The following is a 23,720-nucleotide window of genomic DNA, read 5'->3' as shown; positions in this document are numbered from 1 at the left end:
CGTCTACTTTCTATTATTTTGTAACCATGGATGAAATAATTTACCGAAAATCGGCATGACTACCCATGATAGCAAGGACACGATACATACAGAAACAAAAAAAGCTGACATAATAGGATTCATATGTTTTATAATAGGTCCTATCACTTTAGGAACTAACATGCTAAGAGGCCATACACCCAGAAGGGTAACGATAGACATTTTCCATTTTGGCGGTGGAACTGGCGTTTTCGGAGTAACAAACCAATAAGCCAAACTGCTTTCAGTTTTGTAAGTTGGATTAGTGGCTTGAAATTGCTCCGCCGTTTTTAACAAATCCCGGCGAACATCTGATTCTTGCCAAGTACGTAGATGCTCATACGTATCAAAGCGAAAAATAACAGTATACTCTCTGGATTCGTTACTTGGGACTATTAGATTTACACCTAAATGTCCTGGGAATTTAGTAGCCGCAGCCTCAATTTCATGTCTCCATGTTTCAAACTGTTTTTCTCTACCTTCTTGAATTTCCCATGTAACAATGGTTGTTACTGGATTGCCAGCATCCATCGTGTTCCCTGTATAAGTCTCTTCGACAGCTACTCCTTCTTGTTTCATATTTTCCTGCTTGGAAGCGCGCCGTGCACCATAGTATATGCGTATTCTACACCTTGACCATAAGCACCAGTGTGTTCCTTTACAATCTCCATTACAGCATCATAAGTGTCTTTGTGTGCCCAGTCACGTTGGTATTCAAGTAAAACTTGAATTGCTGTCACTGGAATTGCACCAGCTTGTTCTACACGACGCATAGCAGCGTTATGTGCTGTCAAACTAGTACCACCTGAAGCATCATCAACTGCATATACCTCATAGCCAGCTTTAATTGCTTCAAGCACAGGGAATGCAAGGCAAACTTCAGTCCAAAGTGCTGCAAATATTAATTTCTTTCTACCGGTTGCTTTAACTGCCTCAACAAATTTCGGATCTTCCCAAGAGTTCATTGAACTACGTTCTATAATTTCATGGTTTGGGAATATATCAAGAATTTGTGGCCAAAAATAACCAGAAAAGCTGCGTGTTTCAACTGTAGTAAGAATAGTAGGTACGTTAAAAGTTTTTGCTGATTTAGCAAGTAGCATAACGTTATTAATCAATGTTTGTCTATCAATACTTGCAACTCCAAAAGTCATTTGAGGTTGAAAATCAATTAAAATTAAGGCACTGTTCTCCGGATTTAACAATTCTAAATTACTCATAATAAAACGCTCCTTTTTCAATTGTTTATTGAAAGTAATGTATCTTCTGTCAATTGAAGCTCTACTATACTTTTTAATTTAAATTTAGTGCTGATTTAATCAGCACTAAATTTATACTATCTACTTTAAAAAAGGTGATTTAAAGCTATTTCCTTGAGATACATTTATGCATTTTGTTTACTAAGATCTCGCTGAGCTCCTCTATAGCTTCCAATTATATTTTGATAGCCTGGAAGATTGCTAGCAAGCAAATTGCCAAAACCTTCGACATCGTTGCGCCAATCGCGTTGTAATTCGCAAGCTACGCTAAACCAGTTCATAAGTTGCACGCCACTATGTGCCATACGTGTATTGGCAGCATCTGCAACTTGTTTACTGAAAGTTCCTGAAGCATCAGTAACAGCAAATACTTCATATCCAGCTTTTATAGCGGAAAGTGCCGGGAAAGCAACACAAACGTCCGTAACTACGCCTGCGATGATAAGTTGTTTTTTTCCAGTTTCTTCGATTGCTTTTACAAAATCATCATTATCCCATGCGTTAATTTGTCCAGGTCGAGCTATTTTTGGTGCATGAGGAAAGAGATCAACCAATTCTTGCATTAAAGGTCCATTAGGCCCGTTTTCAAAACTTGTTGTTAAAATAACTGGTAAATTAAAAAACTTAGCAGTATGAGCAAGAGCTAAAACATTGTTCTTGAATTCATCAACACCATAGTCACGTACTAGTCCGGACATAAGACCAGTTTGATGATCTACTAAAAGCACAACAGCATCATCTTTGTTAATACGAGAATAGAGATCAGTCATTATGTATTCCTCCTAAAAATTAAGTAATCGAAGAAAGTTTAAATAGTCGAATACTATCATAAGTTTCTTCGTTTATAACTAAGCTGACCAATAATATTGGTTATAGCAGCATTCACAGAACATGAAGTGCTATACAAATTTATAGTATTTGAAAACTGATTCGTTAATCAATTCTAAATTATCTATAATTTGTATAGGTCGTAACTATAGTTGTTTTCACTATAAAATAGATTGGTTTTACCTATACATCCTATAGATAGAACGATATTGATAGTCACCTATTTTTGTTATTACAATTGAATAGGAGTAATGTTCAGTAATTATTTTATGATGCAAAAGGTATTAGAGGGGGGATTGTTCCAAAAGGAGAAAATGAATGCATTGGAACAATAGAGTTTCATACTTAGAATTCACAACATAAACGTGCATGAATAGGTTATGATGTTCATCCAGATTATTGAAGAAAAGGATACATATTGGAATATTTTTAGGAGGTAGAAGCATGGCTAAAATTACTGTAGGAACCGAAAAGCAAGAACCAATTGAGATATATTATGAGGATCATGGCACAGGAAAACCAGTTGTACTCATTCATGGTTGGCCGTTAAGTGGTCGATCTTGGGAATACCAAGTTCCCGCTCTTGTTGAGGCTGGATACAGAGTTATAACATATGATCGTCGAGGATTTGGACAATCATCTCAGCCGTGGGAAGGGTATGAATATGATACCTTTACTTCTGATTTACATCAACTATTAGAACATTTAGAGCTTCAAAATGTCACACTTGTTGGTTTTTCTATGGGTGGAGGCGAAGTAGCCCGGTATATTAGTACGTATGGAACAGATCGTATTGAAAAGGCTGTTTTTGCTGGGGCAGTTCCTCCGTATTTATACAAATCAGAGGATCATCCTGAAGGGGCCTTAGATGATGCAACAATTGAAGCATTCAAAAGTGGTGTGATAAATGACCGCCTTGCATTTCTTGATGAATTTACTAAGGGATTTTTCACGGCTGGTAATCGAACAGATTTAGTAAGTGAGCCATTCCGTTTATATAATTGGGATATTGCAGCCAGTGCATCACCTAAAGGAACACTTGATTGTATTACCGCCTTTAGTAAGACAGATTTTAGAAAAGACTTGGAGAAGTTTAATATACCTACTCTTATTATTCACGGTGATTCTGATGCAACTGTACCATATGAATATAGTGGGAAATTAACACATGAAGCAATTCCTAATTCTAAAGTAGCCTTAATAAAGGGTGGTCCACATGGGCTAAATGCAACGCATGCTAAAGAATTTAATGAAGCACTCCTATTATTTTTAAAGGACTGATTACAACTATATAATTGTTAGTTGATAAATTATAAATAAGTAAAAAATAAAGCTTTATAAAAGATGCTCTTGGATAAATCCAGGAGCATCTTTTTAAATGGTGGTATTGATATGTTAGGTTGATAAATCTTCATTAGTTTCGAATTGAATATTCTTCTTAACAGCAAAAATTTATTGTTTAGAGTTTTTTTAGGTCTTTTAGATGTATTGCTATATTACTATCAAGATAATATTTCTTCCTCAAAACAAAGAAATGTACATTTTTTGAGGAAGAAATATCTTGTCAGAAAACAATAAAATCTTATTAATTTTTATAATTGGTAGAATTTTTATGGAAATAATTCTCTTAATATATTAAAATAACATCGTATTATGTCAGATTTTAATTAGGGGAGAGAAATTTTATGTTGAAAAAAATTATTCCAGTTGCTTTAGCATTAAGTACAGTTACTTTTACTAGTGTATTTGCTGCGCCTTCAATCCAAGCAAGTACAGAACAAAATCGCTACATAGATGTACAAATGCTCGGTATTAACGATTTTCATGGGCAACTAGACACTGTAAAAAAAATTAACAATAAAGATGCAGGGGGAATTGAGTACTTAGGGGCTTATTTACGTGATCGTGAAAAACAAAATCCAAATACATTAAAGGTACATGCTGGAGATGTTGTTGGAGCAAGTACTCCTGTTTCAGCATTATTACAAGACGAACCTACAATTGAATTTCTAAATGATTTGAAATTCGATGTTGGAACGATAGGAAATCATGAATTTGATGAAGGTGTTGAAGAAATGAACCGCCTTATTTATGGTGGATACCATGAGAAAACAGGAAATTTTAAAGGAGCAAAATTCCCATATGTTGCTGCAAATTTCTATAATAAATCCACCGGTCGTTTATTTTTACCACCATTCACTATAAAAAAGGTACAAGGAGTTCCTGTTGGCTTTATCGGAGTCGTAACAACGGATGTTCCTAACCTTGTTATGCCTACTATGCTAAAGAATGTAGAAATTACAGATGAAGTTGAAGCTATTAACAAATCCGTAAAGCAATTAAAAAAACTAGGCGTTAAATCTATCGTTGTTCTTGCACATAACGGAGGTATAACAGATGGGAACGGCGTAACAAATGGTGATATCGTCCGATTAGCAAATGAGACTGATCCAGAAGTCGATGTTATTTTTGGTGGCCATAGCCACACCTATGTAAATGGAACTGTTAATAATAAACTTGTCGTACAAGCAAATTCTTATGGTATGGCTTTTGCTGATGTTGATGTAAAGATTGATCGTAAGACACAAGATATTGTTGAGAAAAAAGCAGAAATTGTTACAACTTATCATGAAGGCATAGAGCCTGATAAAAAAATAAAGAAGAAGATGGAGAAATATCAAGCAAAAATCGCACCTCTTGTTAATGAAGTTGTAGGTAAGTCTATCGCTCCACTAGATCGCAAACAAAATATGGCTGGTGAATCTACTCTTGGAAATTTAGTTGCTGATGCTCAGCGTACAACAATGCAATCCCAAATTGCACTTATGAATCCTGGTGGTATTCGTAATGACTTAGATGCTGGTGATATTACATGGGGAGAGATATATGGTATTCAACCATTCGGAAATCAATTAATAAAAGTAAATTTAACAGGTCAAGACATTCGTGATATTTTAAATCAACAATGGCAAAAAGACATAACAAGAATGCTTCAAATTTCAGGTATCCAATACACTTGGGATGCGAACAAGCCTAATGGAGAAAAAGTAACAAGTATTCGCTTAACAAATGGAGAAGAAATTATTCCTTCTAAAACTTACAGCGTCGTTGCGAACGCATTTCTAGCTTCAGGTGGAGATGGATTTGTATCCTTTAAAAACGGTAAAGATGCTGAAACAGGACCAACTGATTTTGAAGCATTAGTAGATTATATAAAAAAATCAAAAGAACCAATTCAGTCTATTATTGATGGAAGAATTCAAAAGATAAATTAGTTTTTTATTAATCTCAAAAACAACTAGATTACCTGTGCGCTATACTCTTTAGTGTGCAGGTAATCTATTTTTTTGATTTGAAATAGTCTAACTGTGGCCAATGGGTATACCGTCTAGATGCAGAGTGCCGAAAAAAATGAAGTGAACAAAAAATAACCCCTAAATTAACCCTATGATAAAGAGACTACAAACAATCAAAATTTGGAACTTCATATTAACCATATATTAACTACGTTAATAATACATACTGAAATTGAATACTTTAGATAACATTATTTATAACGAATATCTGTACATTATAATGTTATGCAATGAGGAATTTACAATACAATGAATTGAAGCTTATTTAGTTTTATATTCGTATAAGTGAATTAAGAATTTCTTAAGAACCTATTAAGAAATAAGTGAGTTTTAGGAACTAGAATAAATGTATCTTAACAGTAATAAGAAAATGAATGTTTTAAACGGAAGTTGGCAGAGTATGTCAAAAAGCTATAAGTAAATATTTCAGGAGGTTTTTTATGAAAAAGAAAATAATTATTGCAATTGTTGCTTCTGCTATAACAATGACTCATTTTGTAGGAAATACTTATGCAGATTCGAAAACAGAGGTTTCTGTTACAGCTCCCTATAATACAAATCAAATAGCGAAATGGTTAGAAGCACATGCAAAGCCTTTAAAAACAACTAATCCAACTGCATCTCTTAATGATTTGAAACCACTTAAGAATATGGTAGGTTCAGCTTCAATTGTAGGTTTAGGTGAAGCTACGCATGGGGCTCATGAAGTTTTTACAATGAAACACCGCATTGTTAAGTATTTAGTATCTGAAAAGGGCTTTACCAATCTAGTTTTAGAAGAGGGATGGGACAGGGCCTTGGAACTTGATCAATATGTTCTTACTGGTAAGGGAAACCCAAGCCAACATCTAACACCTGTATTTAAGACGAAAGAAATGCTAGATTTACTTGATTGGATTCGGCAATATAATGCTAATCCAAAACATAAATCGAAAGTACGTGTCATAGGGATGGACATTCAATCAGTAAACGAAAATGTTTATAATAATATAATAGAATATATTAAAGCAAACAATTCAAAACTGTTGCCTAGAGTAGAAGAGAAGATAAAAGGTCTTATTCCTGTAACAAAGGATATGAATACTTTTGAAAGCCTTACGAAAGAAGAAAAAGAAAAGTATGTTTTAGATGCTAAACAAATTAGTGCTTTATTAGAGGAAAATAAAAGCTATTTAAATGGAAAATCTAAAGAGTTTGCATGGATAAAGCAAAATGCTCGTATTATTGAACAGTTTACTACAATGTTAGCGACACCTCCTGATAAACCAGCGGATTTTTATTTGAAACATGATATTGCGATGTATGAAAATGCGAAGTGGACTGAAGAACATTTAGGAAAAACCATTGTATGGGCACATAATGGACACGTTTCGAAAACAAATATGCTTCCTTTTATATATCCTAAAGTAGCTGGGCAGCATTTAGCAGAATATTATGGAAAAAGATACGTATCTATTGGAACGTCAGTTTATGAAGGACAATACAATGTCAAGAATAGCAATGGTGAATTTGGCCCCTATGGAACATTAAAATCGGATGATCCAAACAGTTATAACTACATTTTTGGACAGGTCAAAAAAGATCAATTTTTTATTGATTTACGTAAGGCGAACGGCGTGACAAAAACTTGGTTAAACGAACAACATCCAATTTTCGCTGGAATAGCTACCGAAGGGCCTGATATACCAAAAACTGTTGATATATCATTAGGTAAAACGTTTGATATACTTGTTCAAATTCAAAAAGTGAGTCCATCTCAACTAGATCAATAAATTTAGAATAATGTGCCTTAATGACAACTTGAGAAGTGTTTCATATAATACTATAAAATTTGTTTTATATAGTAAGAAGAATAATCGTATTAGAAAAAATTAGCAATTCAACCTGCTAAGAGTAAAATGAATCTTCAATATGTAAAGCGCAAAAAACACTGAAGCGAAAAAGCATCGGTGTTTTTTGCGCTTTCGGGCACAGATGCTACTTCAATCCTATTGTAGAAGTGATTTTGTATGTAAGGAATTTGTAAGGAATAGGTAAGAAAAAAGAGATTTTCATTGTGTAGGATAAAAATATAAGGAGGCATGAAGGGGGGAACAAGTACGGCCTACATATAAAACAAATAATCAGTAACAAGAGTGTTTTAAGGAAAAGAAGTAATTTCTATGGTTAATATGTATGTGGAAAAAGAGTGATTTAGAGATTGTTAGAATACAATGGTGTTTGTGAAAATAATGATTAGTACGTTGATTGCAAATTCAGTGTTGACTTTTATCATTGGGAGAGTTGATAGCTGTGTGGTTAGCATATGACATAATTATTAACCATCAATACGATTTTAATAGAAGAGAGGAATTCTTTATGAAAACAAGCAGTAAAATTACATGTGCAAGTCTAGCACTTTTAATAGGTGGAAGTTCCCTGTTATACATAACACCAACATCAATTGTAAAAGCAGAATCTACGCAAAATGTATCTAGTTCGTTACAAACAAGTACGAAAAGCGATCGTACTTCCGTTAAGAAAGCAATGCGAGATGAACTGCAACTTGGATACCCGGGAATACTCGCTCAAATTTCTAAGGGGGGTAAAACTTGGAGTTATAGTGCTGGGATAGCGGATTTGAAAACTAAGAAACCAATGAAAGCAGATTTTCGCTTTCGCATTGGCAGTGTGACGAAAACGTTCATTGCAACAGTTCTGCTTCAATTATCTGGAGAGAACCGTTTGAATCTAGACGACTCCATTGAAAAATGGTTACCTGGTGTTATTCAAGGAAACGGATATGATGGTAATCAGATTACGATCCGGCAAATATTGAATCATACAAGTGGTATTGCTGACTATATAAATTCAAAAGACTTTGATATTACGGATATAAAAAAATCATATACGGCTGAAGAATTTGTAAAGATGGGGATTTCACTTCCCCCAGACTTTGCCCCAGGAAAGGGTTGGTCTTATTCAAACACAGGATACGTATTACTGGGGATCCTTATTGAAAAAGTAACTGGCAACAGTTATGCGGAAGAGGTTGAAAATCGGATTATTGAACCTCTTGATTTGTCAAATACATTTCTACCTGGTAATTCAAGCGTGATTCCAGGCACCAAGCATGCCCGTGGCTATTTGCAACTAGACGGAGCGAGTGAGCGAAAAGACGTTACTTATATTAACCCAGGTAGCTCGGATGGAGATATGATTTCTACTGCTGACGACTTAAACAAATTCTTCTCTTACTTACTAGGTGGCAAATTACTGAAGGAACAGCAGTTAAAACAAATGCTTACTACAGTTCCTACAAATAGAGAGGGAACCGGGTATGGTCTTGGAATCCTTGAAATTAAGCTTCCGAACGGTGTCTCGGTATGGGGACACAGGGGGGGCGTTCCAGGGTTTTCCACTTTTGCTGGTGGAACACTTGGAGGTAAACATACACTCGCTATCAATTCGAACAGTTTAAACATTAATAACCCGGAAGTTTTTAAAAACATTTTACTTGCTGAATTTAGCAAGTAGGAAAAACGGATAAATTTTGTCATTTGTAATTTCCATCGGAATGGATTACCGCTTGAAATGAGTATAGAGGGATTAAGTATCTAGAAACAATCAAGTCAATCATGAAGGATGGCTAAGGGGTTACATTGGCCGGTTAAAAGAGCAACACATATAATGAGTGATTATTATATATACTATTGTATTTGTATGGGTATTGTCACTAATTGTAAATTTATATAAGGTGGGAAGTCTAATTTAAGACTTCCCACTTTTTCCGTTTAACAGCTTTTATTGTGAAGCTATTAACAATAGAAAAAGGAGAATGTAACTAGTTATGCAGATGAAGCTTGGTACATGCGCTATGTAGGATTTTTTTGGGGGATATACAAAAAATAAATTTAGAAGAATATATGAATTAGAGACAAGAAAGCTCAAGTGAATTGAAAACCTTTATTTTTTTGTTTTGGAAATAGTATTTAATTAAACAGTATGGTACTTTATTTTAATAATTGAACAACTGCCTACTAAAAAATTTGATAGGCAGTTGCTTTGCTTTTGGGTGAAAAAAATGATTTTTCTTTAATCTGTAATAACAGTTATAAATTAATTTTAATTATCTTATGAAATAGGGAAAATCAATATAAGTTATAATTATTACTTGTTTTTTTGTTTTACTTGTTCTTTTAATTCATCAAGGGTCTTACCGCTAATATTGTCAGTAATAGTTTCATGTATTTCATTTTTTAATACAATTGTTTTTCCTGCAAGTTGTGCTTTGGAAGACATTTTACTTTCATTAATAGTTTCTATGTTTGTCTGAAGGTCTGCTTTGTTATTTTCATCAAAGGTAATTGCGAATGGTTCAATTGCTCCGTAGTAGTTACCAAATAATTGATCCTTCTTCAAAAACATCATATATTTTTTATTAACCATAGGTTCGATATATAAAGGATCCTTATTTTGCACCTCTTTAGTAGTTATCTTAGTAGCCTTTTTTGTAACTGTGCCATCTGGTGCAACAACTGCATTAGAATCTTCAAGTTTTACAGTTTCAGCGAAACGATGATTGATTTTTATTTGTTTATTTTCATTCACACCTTTAATTGTTTCGGAAATGTTGAAATTATAAAGATGTCCTTCAACGTAATTTTCTTTGTCCTCTTCCGATGGATTACTTGGATTACGTGCCATATTCCACTTAGAGTCAAGACCTTCATATTCACCGATTACAACTAGATCTGCTTCATTAATCATTTGATTTAAATCACTTGTAGCAGGGAAATCTTTACTGAGAATAACAGTTTCGGTATTCTTATCTTCTTCAGCAACAGGGGAGAAGTGACTATTAAATGCTGAATATCCTCCCAAACCAATTACTGTAGCCAAAGGTATTGCAATTACCATAGTTTTTGCTTTTTTACTTAACATTAAGAAATCATCTCCTTTTTCTGTTAATAGATTGCATTTACACCATTTTTATCGTCAGTTTGAGGGACATGCATAGTAGTACGATTACGATTGCTGTTCATAATTGAAGTACCACTGTTGTGACCTATTCCTATTGCATGACCAAACTCATGGACTCCTGTACTTTTAGCAACATTTGATTTTGTAATATTTGTATTACCTGCGTTAATATCACCAGCAAATTTCGTTACTTTTTTAGTGGATGTATTATAAGATGTCTTCATTCTTCCATAATAAGTAGAGGAACTTTCAAACCAAGAGTTTAATGTGTTCACAGAAGAAGAGGAAACTGTAAAATTAATACGAGAAGCAGTGTACCAGGCTGAATCGGCAGCTTGCCAACCAGATTTGATGATACTTGAACCATCGTCTAATCTGTCTCCCCATTTATATGTAGCTGATTTTGAAGGCAGCTTCCATCCTTCTTTTACATAAGCCTCTGAAACGCCAACGCTTGAAAAAACAAACACAGTACCTAATAAAAATGCAGTAATCCCTTTTTTAAAATTCATATTATCCCTCCAAAGATTATTTTTAACAAGAGAATTATAGCACCATTCTCTTCTTTTGGATTAATATTTAATTAACATTTAGAATATTTTGTATTGAGAAAATATAATTTAGGGAGACTTTATTATAATGTATAAATATAAAGCAATGAAATGGTGTCTATGTTTATTCATATTTACTTTTTTAATTATTATTGGTAAAACAATTTGGTCCAGTATAGATGTGGCAGGAGTGTCTAGCGTGTCATCGAATTCTGAAACTATAGTATTAAATAAGACATTCAAAACTACAAATCATTTAAGCGAAATGGTTGAAGAAGCAGACGTTATTGTACTAGGTGAATATGACGGCTTATACTCTAAATGGAATATGGCAAACAGTTCATCACATGAGATTCAAAGTGAAGATGTTGAAGGCCATTTGTTTAGTTTTCATGTCAAAGAAATCTTAAAAGGGGACTATGTAAAGAATGAAATCTTAATAAATCATAGATATTCAGAAAATCTCGTATTAGAGGAAAGTAATGAAATCATTGATAAAAATGGAATCATTCTGAAAGGTGCTACGAAAGTGTTTACTAAAAAAGTAGAAAATAAAGATCCATTGTATATAAAACCAAAATCCGAGGAGACATATATAGTTTTTTTAAAAGAAAATAATAAACTTGGACATTTTTATCCAGCTTTAGAACCTTTTATGATTGAATTTGATGTAAGAAATATTGCACACCTAAAGAGCAATCTAATAAATTGGGATAAAAATAAATATAAATTTGAAACAAAGGTTAAGAATAAAACTTTTTATATTGAAAATGACATAGATTCAACGATCAAAGATAATATTAGCGGAAAAAAATTGAGGGACATTAAGGATTTTGTGAAGAGGACTTCAAAAATGAAATAACATTGTAATAAGTTATATTTCTATTATTAATTGAAAGTTATTACCCTATAAATTCAGTCATTTATTATATAACTGAGTACATAAAAAATGAACTGAATTCTAATAAATAACGTAAAAGCTAAAAGATTTTCGCTTTGAGAACATCTTAAAATATTAAATTGATGGTAACTTTGTTGTATCTCTTTAAACATACCTATATTAAAACCCAAATTTCTCAATTTAATGCTGAGATATTTGGGTTTTTTTAAAGTAATCAATTTTTTAAAAAATTTTTAGAAATTTAAAGATAAAGTATTGTATACATGTAAGTATGATTAAAAATGAAAAGTTGTAAATGCTAAATTTAATTAAATACGCCTTACTCTCTTTACCATTGGCCTGAGTGAATAGTTTATAGGAAATTACACTGGCTAAAGATGCGATAATTGTTCCAAGCCCTCCAATATTTACTCCTAGTAATAAAGCTTTCCAATCAGAAGTAAAGTTTGATAGAAGAATTGAAGTAGGAAAATTGCTAATCAATTGACTCAAGAATATGGAACTAAAGAAGACTGAAGTATCTCCTCTTAAATTAGCGCGAGCAAATGTCTCCAGCGCATCGGAATGGGAAATGTTTCCGATAAAAATAAAAAAAACAGACAAAGGTTATTAGAAGAAAGTAATCGATCTTAAATAGTAAGTTTCTATCTAACGTAAATGCTGCCATCAATGTAACTATTAGCGCAATGTAATAATTAATGACACCAAAAATAGATGCAATGATAGTGATAAGTATCAAAATCCAGATGGTAGCTTTTTTTCGATTCTTCACGGTAATAACAGGTAGTTCTATTTTTAAATTTGTTTTTTGAAGTTTTTGAGTAAATATAAATAACAAACTGATTCCAAGTACAGCTAAAAGCAGGATTGAACCTAAAAATGGGATGAGCTTAATTCCATAGTAAGAATATAAGTATAAATTTTGTGGGTTTCCCATAGGCATCAAGCTACTGCCGATGTTTGCCGCAATTGTTTGCAGGATGATTGTATCCATCATGTTCATTTGTGTTTTTTTACTAATGACAAGTGTTATTGGAACAAAAGTGAGGAGAGCGACATCATTTGTTACAAACATGGAGCAAATAAAGCATAACAAAATTAGAATAATAGATATTGACCTGCTGTTATTGCATTTATTTAAAATCGCAACGGCAAGTTTGTCTAATATCTTTAGCTGTTCCAAGGCCTTAATGGCCACCATTAGATTAAATAAGCTAATTAACACTTCAAAGTTAATATATTCGATCTTTGGCGAATGTATTAAGCAGCTTACAATTGCTAGTATCAGTGAAATGGTAAGTACTAAATCCTTTTTTAAAAATTCGAATTTCATAAGGAGTCTTTTTTTACTTTGAACGAATACTATTTCTTTCACAATACACCACCTGTAATCTATGTTAGTAGAATGAAACGCAAAGGAAATATACATTTAATAATAGATATTCAACAAATCTCACTAGGGGATTAATTGAGAAAACAAATGTTTTTTGTATGATACCATAAATAAATTAAATGTTTTGTTTTTTTAATATTCTTATAATAACTTATCGATTCTTGATTTCAAATACTTTATATGAAGTTCTAAAAGAGAAAAAGTATGCATGTTTTTATGAAGAAAATAGAGACTTGTCAAAAGTTAGGTAGAACGGAATCCGTGATGTTTGGATACTGTATAAAATTCACAAAACCTCACTGTTTTTTTAGATGAAAAAACCTTAAAATATTTTTTGGTTTTTATAAAAATCTGTACTTTTTCGTAACATTCTGTACTTTTGATTATAAATTAAAAATAAGCTTCTCTTAGTTGAAGATTGAAAGCGCTTCATAGTTTTTCTATGAACTTTTTACCTAGCCTATTTTTGAGATTAGTAGTGAGAAAGGAGATATTTCCATGTTCTAGGGAAAATTAACAAAAAACCAGTTAATCACTATTGATTATTATGATTTAAATGTAAATCACCGGTAAACGAAACAAACATAATAGTACAACAATATTAGTGGATAAGAATATTAGTTTTACAGAAGGGGATAGAGCACCGTATGTATAAGCGTTAAGTTCTTCGAAAATTCAGTTTTACAGTTACATGTTGTGATGTTTGCTTAAACAGGCCAATCCTATTAATATAGAAAATTTTTATCCTTGTTGTATTTGAATATGAATGAGGTATTTATGCCAGGGAATATAGGTGATTTTATATAGATTATGATAGATAAATTTTTGGTATGGAGTGATAATATGGAAAGATTTTTTGTAGATTTAGTCGGGTCAACGAATGATTTTTTATGGTCTAAATTGTTAATTATTATGCTTGTTATTTGCGGAATTTATTTTACATTTAAATTGAATTTTGTACAGTTTCGAATGTTAAAAGAGATGGTCCGTGTATTAATGGAGGGGAAAAGTGGTTCTAAAGATCAAATCTCCCCTTTTCAAGCGTTTTGTATTGGTATGGCAGCTCGCGTTGGAACAGGGAATATTACAGGAATTGCGATTGCGATTGCATTAGGGGGGCCTGGAGCTGTATTTTGGATGTGGATTATTTCTATTATTAGCTCGGCATCCAGTTTTGTTGAAAGCACATTAGCACAGATATATAAAGTAAAAGATAAAACTGGCTTCCGCGGTGGTCCATCCTATTATATGGAAAAAGGGTTGAATAAACGTTGGATGGGAGTATTATTCTCTATTTTAATCACAATTACTTTTGGTCTTGTATTCAATTCAGTACAATCAAATACAGTTACAATTGCTTTTCAAAATGCATTTGGTACAGATCGCCTAACAGTCGGGATAATCATGGCCATTGCTTTCGCTGCGATTATCTTTGGTGGTGTACAACGTATTGCAAAAATGGCTGAATACAAAGTGGTATTTTTAGCGGTATTATACATTGGAGTTGCATTATTTGTTGTAGTTACCAACATATCAAAAATGCCGGAAGTTCTTTCTCTTATTGTTCAAAACGCATTTGGTTTTAAACAAATAGCAGGAGGTTCAATTGGTGCAGCACTTATGAATGGGGTTAAACGTGGTTTATTTTCAAATGAAGCTGGTATGGGAAGTGCACCAAACGTTGCTGCAACAGCAACAACAAGTCATCCGGTGAAACAAGGACTGATTCAAGCGTTTGGTGTATTAACGGATACACTGATCATTTGTACTAGCACTGCCTTTATTATTTTGCTTTCTGATGCATATAAACAACCGGGGTTAAATGGTATTGCACTTACACAAGCAGCATTAAGTGAACACATCGGTTCTTGGGCATCGGGTTGTCTTGCTATCTTTGTTTTTTTATTTGGATTTGGTGCGTTAATTGGCAACTATTATTATGGTGAAACAAATATTCGCTTCTTACATACAAGTAAAGTGTGGTTAATGATATACAGAATAAGTGTGTTGGCTATGATTGTATTTGGTTCCGTTGCAAAGGTTCAAATTGTATGGGATTTAGCGGATTTATTTATGGGCTTTATGGTTATTATTAATTTAATTGCTATTACCTTACTTTCAAAAGTAGCATTTGCGGCGTTACAAGATTATATAAATCAGAAAAAAGCTGGTAAAGATCCTATTTTTTATAAAGAAAACATTAAAGGGCTTAAAAATATTGAATGTTGGGAAAATTATCAGAAAAATTCAAAAAAGAAAAGTGTGTAATAAGAAAGATATTCAGACTGCAATATGTCTGAATATCTTTCTTGGTTCTAGTGCAAATATTATTGATTATAGTAAAGAAAAAATCATTCTATATAAAGTTAATAGTACGGGGGAATATTTTTAAATGATAAAAGATTATAGCATTCAAATTGAGGGTCAAGAAAAAGTTTGCTTAGATCAATGGGTAGCCCATTATCGAACGTATGCAGCTAAGGGACGAAGCGCCAGTTATATTCCCGCTCTGGGGGAAATAAATGTATCGCAGTTAGGTATTTGTATAGTAAAGCCAGATGGAACAATGATAAAGTCAGGAGATTGGGAGATACCTTTCACATTACAAAGTATATCAAAAGTAATCGGTTTTATAGCCGCTTGTTTAAGTCGCGGTATTTCTTATGTATTAGAACGAGTTGACGTAGAGCCAACTGGAGATGCCTTTAATTCAATTATTCGTTTAGAGATACATAAACCAGGAAAACCTTTTAATCCTATGATTAATGCTGGAGCGATTACGATAGCTTCACTTTTGCCAGGGAAATCGGTGCAAGAAAAATTAGAATCTCTATACGTATTAATTGAAAAAATGATAGAGAAGCGTCCTGCTATTAATGAAATAGTATTTCAATCCGAATGGGAAACGGCTCATCGTAATAGAGCTTTAGCATACTATTTAAAGGAAAATGGTTTTCTAGAATCAGATGTGGAGGAGACACTAGAGGTTTACCTAAAACAATGTTCGATTGAAATAAATACAGAAGATATTGCCTTAATAGGGCTTATACTAGCACATGATGGATATCATCCTATTCGCAAAGAACAAGTGCTCCCTAAAGAAGTGGCTAGGTTAACAAAAGCTTTAATGCTTACTTGTGGAATGTACAATGCTTCTGGAAAATTTGCTGCTTTCATTGGATTACCAGCTAAGAGTGGGGTATCTGGCGGAATTATGACACTTGTTCCCTCAAAATCTAGGAAGGATTTATCGTTCCAAGATGGATGTGGTATTGGTATTTACGGACCAGCCATTGATGAGTATGGGAATAGTTTACCAGGAATTATGTTGTTAGAACATATTGCAAAAGAATGGGATTTAAGTATATTTTAAAAAGGAGCACAGATATTTTGGTGTTAGAGCGAGTCCAAAAGTGTTCAGACCTTATATTGTGTCTGAACATTTTTGAGTTATAAAGTATCTTTCTAAAGTAGAAGGGTGTAATGAATACTCACAATCTATAATGCTTTCGTTTATATCTTATTTATCAGTTTTTGAAAAAAATAGAGTAAGTATTGTATTAATGCAAATAGGTTTGTATACTGACTGTTAGGCGAAAGTGAGAAGTGATTATTTTGAATCTTAGTAATTTAGTAAAAAAAGACATCTATATTCTCGTTTTAATGATACTTACAGTACCCTTAGTAGGTGAAATAAAGTCATTTCCTTTAAATGAAACATTTAGAATGAGCTTTGGCGCACCAACATTTTTCTTTTTTTTGTTATTGTTTCGACGAATTCCAGCATTTTTACCGGGTTTTTTAACAGCGATAGTCGTGGTAGTATTTCGTATCTCAATGGATGTCATTATAAAGGGAAATATGGATTGGCTAGCCGCTTTTCATACGCACTATCCTAGTTTTTTCTTTTATTTTACTTATTCGTATCTCTTTCATTTAGCAAAAATCAAACGTTTTTATCATCAACCACTAATGATTGGTTTTATTGGTTGCATGATTGAAATACTGTCAGACTGTGTGGAATTAATGATTCAATATTTCGTATTAAAAACATCGATCACATCCGAGGCAATAAATGAGATCATTGTTATCGCATGTTCCCATAGTTTTATAGTTCTAAGCTTTTTCAATATGATGAAATTGTATGAAGCGCAATCAAGGGAGAGACATATAAAGAAGCAAAATGAACACATGCTCATGCTCATCTCTAATTTATATGAAGATGCTGTTCATTTAAAAAAAACATTACAAGATGCTGAGAATATAACAAAAAAATCCTATGATTTATATAAAACCTTAGACTCTTTTGAGCACAAACAGATGGATTTTCAGTTTGAGGATTTAAGGCAACAGGCATTACAAATTGCTGGTGAGGTCCATGACGTTAAAAAGGATAACCAACGTATTTTTGCGGGACTTTCAAAATTAATTTCTGATGAAAGTTTTACAGATTATATGTCTGTGCATGAACTAGTAAATATCATTATACGGGCAAATACGAAATATGCACGGTTGCTAGAGAAAGACATCCAATTTGTGTATAAAATTGATGGTGTGCATCCTCATTATCATATTTACACAATCTTATCTATTATAAATAATATCGTTACAAACGCTGTAGAAGCTATCCAAGGTATGGGAACCATCACAATTGACATTAATAAAGACCACCATTTTGTTGAATTTCAAATAGGCGATAATGGTCCTGGTATTTCTTCAAAATATAAAGATTCAATTTTTGAGCCTGGGTTTACTTCTAAATATGATGATTTAGGCAACCCATCGACAGGCATCGGACTATCGTATGTTAAAGAAATGGTCGAACAACTAGAAGGTGATGTTACGCTTGAGGACAGAACCGAAGGAAAAGGATCAATTTTTATAATTAGATTAGGGATTGATCATATAATTTCGAAAGGGTGATTCTATGTATTTTTATATAGTAGATGATGAAAAAGCGGTTCGCTCAATGTTGGCTCAAATTATCGAGGATGAAGATCTTGGGGAGGTTATAGGAGAAGCTGAGGATGGTTTATCTTTAGAGCAACAAATGGTAATCCTTAAAAATATAGACATTTTATTTATCGATTTGTTAATGCCGAATCAAGATGGAATAAAAACAATTCGTCAAATAAAGCCTTCGTTTAAAGGGAAAATCATCATGGTCTCTCAAGTAGAATCAAAAGAATTAATTGCTGAAGCTTATTCGCTTGGTGTTGAATACTATATTATTAAGCCAATTAACCGGATTGAAGTATTAACAGTTGTTCGGAAAGTCATTGAACGAATTCGTTTGGAAAAATCAATAAAAAACATTCAAGAATCGCTTAATATGGTACTAAAATTGGATAGTAATTTAAGTACGCAAGAAAAATACCGTAGTGAAAAACATTTAAATACTTTCAATCATTTTCAAAATTCCATTCATTTTCTTTTGTCTGAATTAGGAATAGCCAGTGAAAGTGGAAGTAAAGATTTAATGGATATGCTAGATTATTTATATAAATATGAACAAGATAACACGTTGGAACAAGGCTTTCCCTCACTAAAAGAGATTTTTATGAATTTGGCTCAAAAAAAACTGGGGGATTCAGCTGAAGATGCCGAATTAAAAAGGTTCATAGAAGCTTCCAAACAACGGATTCGGAGAGCAATTTATCAATCATTAAACCATTTAGCATCCCTTGGACTTACTGATTTTTTAAACCCGAAGTTCGAAAATTATGCTTCTAGATTTTTTGATTTTACTACCGTAAGGAGAAAGATGACAGAATTGAATAATGAACCAACATTACCTGCTCGTATTGATACGAAAAAATTTATTCAAGTTCTTTATTTTGAAGCAAAACGAATACACTCGGAATTACGATGATAAACTCTTGCTCATTATTACTTTCAATTAATAGATTGATAGTTGTTTTCATGTTATTTGTTTTATATAGTTTTTCTAAGAGAGTATTTTCCTTTATTTCATATTGGTTTTAAAATCAGAAAATTCCGTATGGATTCAGTGGAAATATATTAACTTAGAACAAAAAAATGTGTATGCTCTATTTTTAAATATTAATATTCGTTAAAGGAAATAAAAAATTCCACAATAAGATATAAATACATAGTAAGTTGAATAAAGAAAAAAGATGCTATCTTCTAGCATCTTTTTTCTTTAAGAGGAAATATCATTGATACTTATATTATTTTAAATTCAAATGCGGGCATATAAATAAAGGAAAAGGAGATAATATTTAACAAATTATAATTGGAAATGGTATTTTAGGTCAGAAATGTTTTTATACTAATTAGGTTATTGGTACTAAATAAGCATAATGTCTTGCTTTTCTGCTCTTTAATCTTATCGTTATTTTTTATTAAGTACATACCGTTCTTTAGAAGTCTCAATCCTAGCAGAGTATATAAATTGGGTGATAAAAATGTGGAACATAATTACTTCTTATCTTCCAGATTGGAAAGTCTTTGTACAAGCGTTTATCTTGTTTTTAATTCCGTATACTATCTCAAGATTTTTTCATTGGGTTCGTATGTCAGAGAAAGAGTGGGAAGAATGAGTTGGTGGAAGTCAAGAGACAAACAAGTGAAAAAAAATAATATTCAAAGTAAAACGAAACAAGAGCATAAACCATCTCAAAATGCAACCGTTCATTTCACAAATGACTTTGCCTCTAACTTAGAACTTATAAAGCAACAAATCGGACATAATTCTGATGTTCGCTTTCGGAAGTTTAATATTGGACGCACAGATATTCAGGCTGGGATCGTTTTTGTTGATGGTCTATCAGATAAAGAGATAATTGACAAACATATTATGAAATTACTAATGGATGATTTTTCTGATGAATATAAAAATGAATCTTCTTATGTAGAGGGGACTGTTTCAAAAGAATATATTAAAAATAAAGTTCTTACAATTAGTGAAGTAGCAGAAGTCCATTACATAAAAGATTTAATACCCAAAGTATTGATAGGTTCAACAGCTCTTTTAATTGATGGTTTAGCAGATGTGTTTATTCTTGGTACAACAAAAGCAAATAAACGAAACATTGAAGAACCAGTATCGGAGGCATTAGTCAGAGGGCCACGGGTCGGTTTTACTGAAGTATTAAGTGATAATACCTCACTTTTGCGACGACATTGTGCGGATGAGAGCTTATCATTAGTAAAGCTACCAGTAGGAGAACGTGCAAAGAAAGAGTTAGTTGTCGCATTTATTAAAGATCTTGCTAGTACAGAATTGGTGGATGAAATAAAAAACAGAATTCAGAAAATTGACATAGACAGTGTACTCGAATCTGGTTATATTGAGCAACTCATTGAAGATAATTATCTAAGTCCTTTTCCGCAGATTCAAAATACAGAACGACCTGATCGTGTTATTAGTGCTTTGATGGAAGGTCGAGTAGCTATTTTGTTAGATGGAACACCATTTGTTTTAATTGCTCCAGTTACATTTAGTATGCTACTGCAATCACCAGAAGATTATTATGAAAGGTGGCTTCCTGGTACGCTTCTCCGCTTATTACGCTTCATGACAGCTTTTGTTTCATTATTTGCTCCAGCACTGTATATTTCTTTCATTTCGTTTCATCCAGGATTAATTCCCACTAAGCTCGCTATTTCTATTCTCGGATCGCGAGAAGGAGTTCCTTTTCCCGCTTTAATAGAAGCGTTAATTATGGAAGTAGCTATCGAAGTTTTACGAGAAGCGGGTTTACGTCTGCCTAAACCAATTGGACCTGCAATGGGAATTGTGGGCGGTTTAATAATTGGTCAGGCTGCCGTAGAAGCAGGAATTGTTAGTCCAATAATGGTTATCGTTGTTGCGGTAACAGCTATTTCTTCTTTTACTATTCCGCAATATAGTGTGGGAATTACGTTACGCATTCTTCGTTTTGTAGCTATGTTTTGTGCTGCGATATTTGGCTTGTATGGAGTTATTCTCTTCTTTCTTTTACTTTGCAGTCATTTAGTGAAACTGAAAAGTTTTGGCGTTCCTTATACTAGCCCTGCTGTTCCGTACCGATTTAGTGATTGGAAAGATTTTATGGTTCGCATGCCATTAAAAATAATGAGACGTCGACCGAAAATAATGCATACCAAAAAAACTAACCGCAAAAGGTAGCTGATGACGAAAGGAAGTGGCCTTCAGTGATTACTATACCTAAAGACCGAATAACAACTGCACAAGCAGTTGTTATTATTGTAAATTACATACTGGGAACAGGAATCCTCACTCTGCCCAGAGCATCTGTAGAAAAAGTGAAAACACCAGATGTATGGTTAAGTGTGATATTAGGTGGGATACTCGCAATGGTTTCAGGAGTAATTATGGTCAAACTAAGTCAGCAGTTTCCAGATAAAACATTTTATCAATACAGTCAAGATATTGTAGGGAAATGGATAGGCAGGTTGCTTAGTTTTCTTATTATAGGGTATTTTCTTACAACTTCAGCCTTTCAAATTCGTTCAATGGCAGAAGTAATAAGCTTTTTTTTGCTAGAAGGAACTCCCACATGGGCTATTGTTATGCCTTTTATGTGGATAGGTCTCTATTTGATTATGAGTGGTATTAACTCGATTGCACGGATGTTTGAAATAATATTTCCTATTACTTTCTTTATTTTTTTACTCATTTCCTTTATGAGTATAGGGATATTCGAGATAGATAATCTCCGTCCCGTATTAGGTTTGGGAATTAAACCGGTGTTAGATGGGGTAAAAACAACGTCTCTCGCATATACAGGTCCAGAAATTATGTTAATTCTTTTGGTGTTTATGGAACAACGAAAGAAAGCAGTAAAAGCTATTTTAGTTGGAATTTCTATTCCGTTAATCTTTTATGTAATAACTGTTGTAATGGTCATTGGTGCATTATCAATTGATGGGGTTGTAACAAGAACATGGCCGACAATTGACCTTATGCGCAGTTTTGAAATTTCTGGTTTAATATTTGAACGTTTTGAATCTTTACTGCTTGTAATATGGATTATGCAAATATTTGCTACCTATACAATTAGTTACTATGCAGCTGCATTAGGATTGGCACAGCTCTTTAAAAAGAGTATTCATCCGTTTATTTTTGCTTTGATTCCAATCATTTACATCATTGCTATGACTTCGAAAAATATAAATGATTTGCTTAAACTGGGGGATATGCTCGGTAATGCTGCTTTATTTTTATTTGGTTTACTGCCACTGCTTCTTCTTATTATTAAGCGATTAAAAGGAGGAGTAGTGTGAAAAATAAATTTAATTATATGCGGTTCTATTTGGTTTTGTTATGTACGCTTTTGCTTCTATTTTTAACAGGATGTTGGAGCAGTAAAGAAGTAGAAGAGTTGAGTTTAACTGCAGGTATAGCACTAGATAAAGGGAAGGATTCAACAATTGAGAAAGAGGATGAGGAAGGAGGTTATCCTAAAAGAAATCTTATAAAAGCAACTTATCAAATTGTCAGTTCGCAAGCACAAAGTAAAGGAAACGGACAACAAAAACGTTATATAAATGTTTCTGAGACCGGTGATTCCATTCATCAAATTGTTCGTGAGTTTTCATTGAAAAGAGAGAGCGCAATGTTCAGCCCACATTTAAAAAACATTGTTATTAGTGATAGTCTTGTACGTACATACAGTTTAGAACAATTACTTGAACAGTATCTCCGCGACAATGAAGTTCGGCTTAGCTGTATGATCTTAATTAGCAAGGGTCTAGCGAAGGAGGTACTGGAATCAAACAAAAAAGGAGAAATCCCAGCATTTCGTTTGTCTGGAATTGCAGATAATCGAAAGAGAACAACAAGGATTTTACCTCCTGTATCACTCGCTAAATTGGAAGGAAAGATGCGGTCAGGGTCCAGTTTTCTATTGCAAAATGTAATCTCGATAAAAGGAGAAACGAAATTTGTAGGAGCTGCTGTAATTAAAGGGAAGACAAAAAAGTTGATGGGCTTTTTAAATGAACAGGAATTGGAAGGAGTAGTATGGATAAACGGAAAAAGGAATGGTGGTGTGGTAAAAACTTTTGATAAAGAATCAAAGAAACTCATTATATACGAAATAAAGTCAATAAAAAGCAAAATCATACCACATGTTAACGGAAATAATATTTCCTTTGATGTAAACATTGAATCAGAAGGGCGTTTGTCTGAAAATTGGATGCAATCAGGAAAAGATTTTGAAAATGAATTTTTAAAAAGGGAAGAAAAAGCTATTGAAAAAGAAGTAAAGCACTTAGTACATCATGTTACAAAAAAAATACAAAAAGAATACCAAGTCGATATTGCGGGTTTTGGCAACCAATTAAGAATTAAACACCCGAGAACATGGGAGAAAGTCAAAAAAGATTGGGATCGAACATTTAGTAAGGTACCGATTAAATATCATATAAATGTAACTATACAAGATTATGGAGCGTCAAGTTTAAAACGGTGAGATACCTTAA

General features: G+C 33.1%; 18 protein-coding genes and 1 pseudogene. 13 read left to right on the top strand and 6 right to left on the bottom strand.

Annotated elements, in window-relative coordinates:
• Positions 1 to 3: 3 nt before the first annotated feature.
• The 3 genes from ACTFR3_RS03245 to ycaC all read right to left on the bottom strand — a co-directional run bounded on the left by ACTFR3_RS03245 (position 4) and on the right by ycaC (position 2,047).
• Positions 4 to 597: an antibiotic biosynthesis monooxygenase gene (locus ACTFR3_RS03245; protein WP_000806860.1), complete on the bottom strand. Its 594-nt coding sequence runs from the start codon at positions 595 to 597 to the stop codon at positions 4 to 6.
• Positions 594 to 1,238: a hydrolase gene (locus ACTFR3_RS03240; protein WP_000067162.1), complete on the bottom strand. Its 645-nt coding sequence runs from the start codon at positions 1,236 to 1,238 to the stop codon at positions 594 to 596. Before ACTFR3_RS03240 ends, ACTFR3_RS03245 begins: the two co-directional genes overlap by 4 nt.
• A 164-nt stretch (positions 1,239 to 1,402) precedes the next feature.
• Positions 1,403 to 2,047: an isochorismate family cysteine hydrolase YcaC gene (ycaC, locus tag ACTFR3_RS03235; protein ID WP_000131227.1), complete on the bottom strand. Its 645-nt coding sequence runs from the start codon at positions 2,045 to 2,047 to the stop codon at positions 1,403 to 1,405.
• A 502-nt stretch (positions 2,048 to 2,549) separates the two neighbouring features.
• Between ycaC and ACTFR3_RS03230 the strand changes: the two genes are divergently transcribed.
• From ACTFR3_RS03230 to ACTFR3_RS03215, 4 genes are all read left to right on the top strand, one after another.
• Positions 2,550 to 3,386, top strand: a complete 837-nt coding sequence (locus tag ACTFR3_RS03230) for a bromoperoxidase (protein ID WP_440041536.1) — start codon at positions 2,550 to 2,552, stop codon at positions 3,384 to 3,386.
• Positions 3,387 to 3,790: 404 nt separating this feature from the next.
• Positions 3,791 to 5,380: a bifunctional metallophosphatase/5'-nucleotidase gene (locus tag ACTFR3_RS03225; protein ID WP_000913780.1), complete on the top strand. Its 1,590-nt coding sequence runs from the start codon at positions 3,791 to 3,793 to the stop codon at positions 5,378 to 5,380.
• Between the two features lie 521 nt (positions 5,381 to 5,901).
• Positions 5,902 to 7,233, top strand: a complete 1,332-nt coding sequence (locus ACTFR3_RS03220; protein WP_440044152.1) for an erythromycin esterase family protein — start codon at positions 5,902 to 5,904, stop codon at positions 7,231 to 7,233.
• A gap of 586 nt (positions 7,234 to 7,819) precedes the next feature.
• Positions 7,820 to 8,977: a serine hydrolase domain-containing protein gene (locus ACTFR3_RS03215; protein ID WP_440044151.1), complete on the top strand. Its 1,158-nt coding sequence runs from the start codon at positions 7,820 to 7,822 to the stop codon at positions 8,975 to 8,977.
• Positions 8,978 to 9,610: 633 nt separating this feature from the next.
• On the opposite strand, the gene ACTFR3_RS03210 is transcribed toward ACTFR3_RS03215, so the two are convergent.
• Together ACTFR3_RS03210 and ACTFR3_RS03205 are read right to left on the bottom strand one after the other, a co-directional pair.
• On the bottom strand, positions 9,611 to 10,384 hold the full coding sequence (locus ACTFR3_RS03210; protein WP_000949362.1) for a hypothetical protein: 774 nt from the start codon (positions 10,382 to 10,384) through the stop codon (positions 9,611 to 9,613).
• A gap of 23 nt (positions 10,385 to 10,407) precedes the next feature.
• On the bottom strand, positions 10,408 to 10,935 hold the full coding sequence (locus tag ACTFR3_RS03205; RefSeq protein ID WP_001009605.1) for a matrixin family metalloprotease: 528 nt from the start codon (positions 10,933 to 10,935) through the stop codon (positions 10,408 to 10,410).
• A 127-nt stretch (positions 10,936 to 11,062) separates the two neighbouring features.
• Between ACTFR3_RS03205 and ACTFR3_RS03200 the strand changes: the two genes are divergently transcribed.
• Positions 11,063 to 11,836 (top strand): hypothetical protein, encoded by a 774-nt coding sequence (locus tag ACTFR3_RS03200; protein WP_000280045.1) that lies wholly within the window; start codon positions 11,063 to 11,065, stop codon positions 11,834 to 11,836.
• 261 nt (positions 11,837 to 12,097) lie between these two features.
• On the opposite strand, the pseudogene ACTFR3_RS03195 reads toward ACTFR3_RS03200, so the two are convergent.
• Positions 12,098 to 13,250, bottom strand: a pseudogene (locus ACTFR3_RS03195) (anion transporter).
• A gap of 861 nt (positions 13,251 to 14,111) precedes the next feature.
• Between ACTFR3_RS03195 and ACTFR3_RS03190 the strand changes: the two are divergent.
• From ACTFR3_RS03190 to ACTFR3_RS03155, 8 genes are all read left to right on the top strand, one after another.
• The gene (locus ACTFR3_RS03190; protein WP_048527828.1) at positions 14,112 to 15,536 is read left to right on the top strand and encodes an alanine/glycine:cation symporter family protein; all 1,425 of its coding nucleotides are present in this window, start codon (positions 14,112 to 14,114) and stop codon (positions 15,534 to 15,536) included.
• Positions 15,537 to 15,660: 124 nt separating this feature from the next.
• Positions 15,661 to 16,641: a glutaminase GlsA gene (gene glsA, locus ACTFR3_RS03185; protein WP_048527827.1), complete on the top strand. Its 981-nt coding sequence runs from the start codon at positions 15,661 to 15,663 to the stop codon at positions 16,639 to 16,641.
• Between the two features lie 233 nt (positions 16,642 to 16,874).
• Positions 16,875 to 18,191 carry a sensor histidine kinase gene (locus tag ACTFR3_RS03180; RefSeq protein ID WP_000584790.1) on the top strand — a complete coding sequence of 439 codons (1,317 nt, stop codon included), beginning with the start codon at positions 16,875 to 16,877 and terminating at the stop codon, positions 18,189 to 18,191.
• Between the two features lie 4 nt (positions 18,192 to 18,195).
• Complete coding sequence (locus ACTFR3_RS03175) at positions 18,196 to 19,140, top strand: response regulator (RefSeq protein ID WP_061457413.1); 945 nt, start codon at positions 18,196 to 18,198, stop codon at positions 19,138 to 19,140.
• Between the two features lie 556 nt (positions 19,141 to 19,696).
• On the top strand, positions 19,697 to 19,831 hold the full coding sequence (locus ACTFR3_RS03170) for a hypothetical protein (protein ID WP_000267088.1): 135 nt from the start codon (positions 19,697 to 19,699) through the stop codon (positions 19,829 to 19,831).
• Positions 19,828 to 21,402 (top strand): spore germination protein, encoded by a 1,575-nt coding sequence (locus ACTFR3_RS03165; RefSeq protein ID WP_440041541.1) that lies wholly within the window; start codon positions 19,828 to 19,830, stop codon positions 21,400 to 21,402. Before ACTFR3_RS03170 ends, ACTFR3_RS03165 begins: the two co-directional genes overlap by 4 nt.
• A gap of 26 nt (positions 21,403 to 21,428) precedes the next feature.
• Entirely contained in the window at positions 21,429 to 22,520 is a 1,092-nt protein-coding gene (locus ACTFR3_RS03160; protein ID WP_017673624.1) for a spore germination protein, read from the top strand.
• Positions 22,517 to 23,710: a Ger(x)C family spore germination protein gene (locus tag ACTFR3_RS03155; RefSeq protein WP_431139907.1), complete on the top strand. Its 1,194-nt coding sequence runs from the start codon at positions 22,517 to 22,519 to the stop codon at positions 23,708 to 23,710. Before ACTFR3_RS03160 ends, ACTFR3_RS03155 begins: the two co-directional genes overlap by 4 nt.
• Positions 23,711 to 23,720 lie beyond the last annotated feature (10 nt).

Origin of the sequence: Bacillus cereus group sp. MYBK14-1, from assembly GCF_051916885.1 — a bacterium.
In the GTDB taxonomy this organism is placed as follows: domain Bacteria; phylum Bacillota; class Bacilli; order Bacillales; family Bacillaceae_G; genus Bacillus_A; species Bacillus_A cereus.
This window is presented reverse-complemented; position numbering and strand designations above follow the sequence as displayed.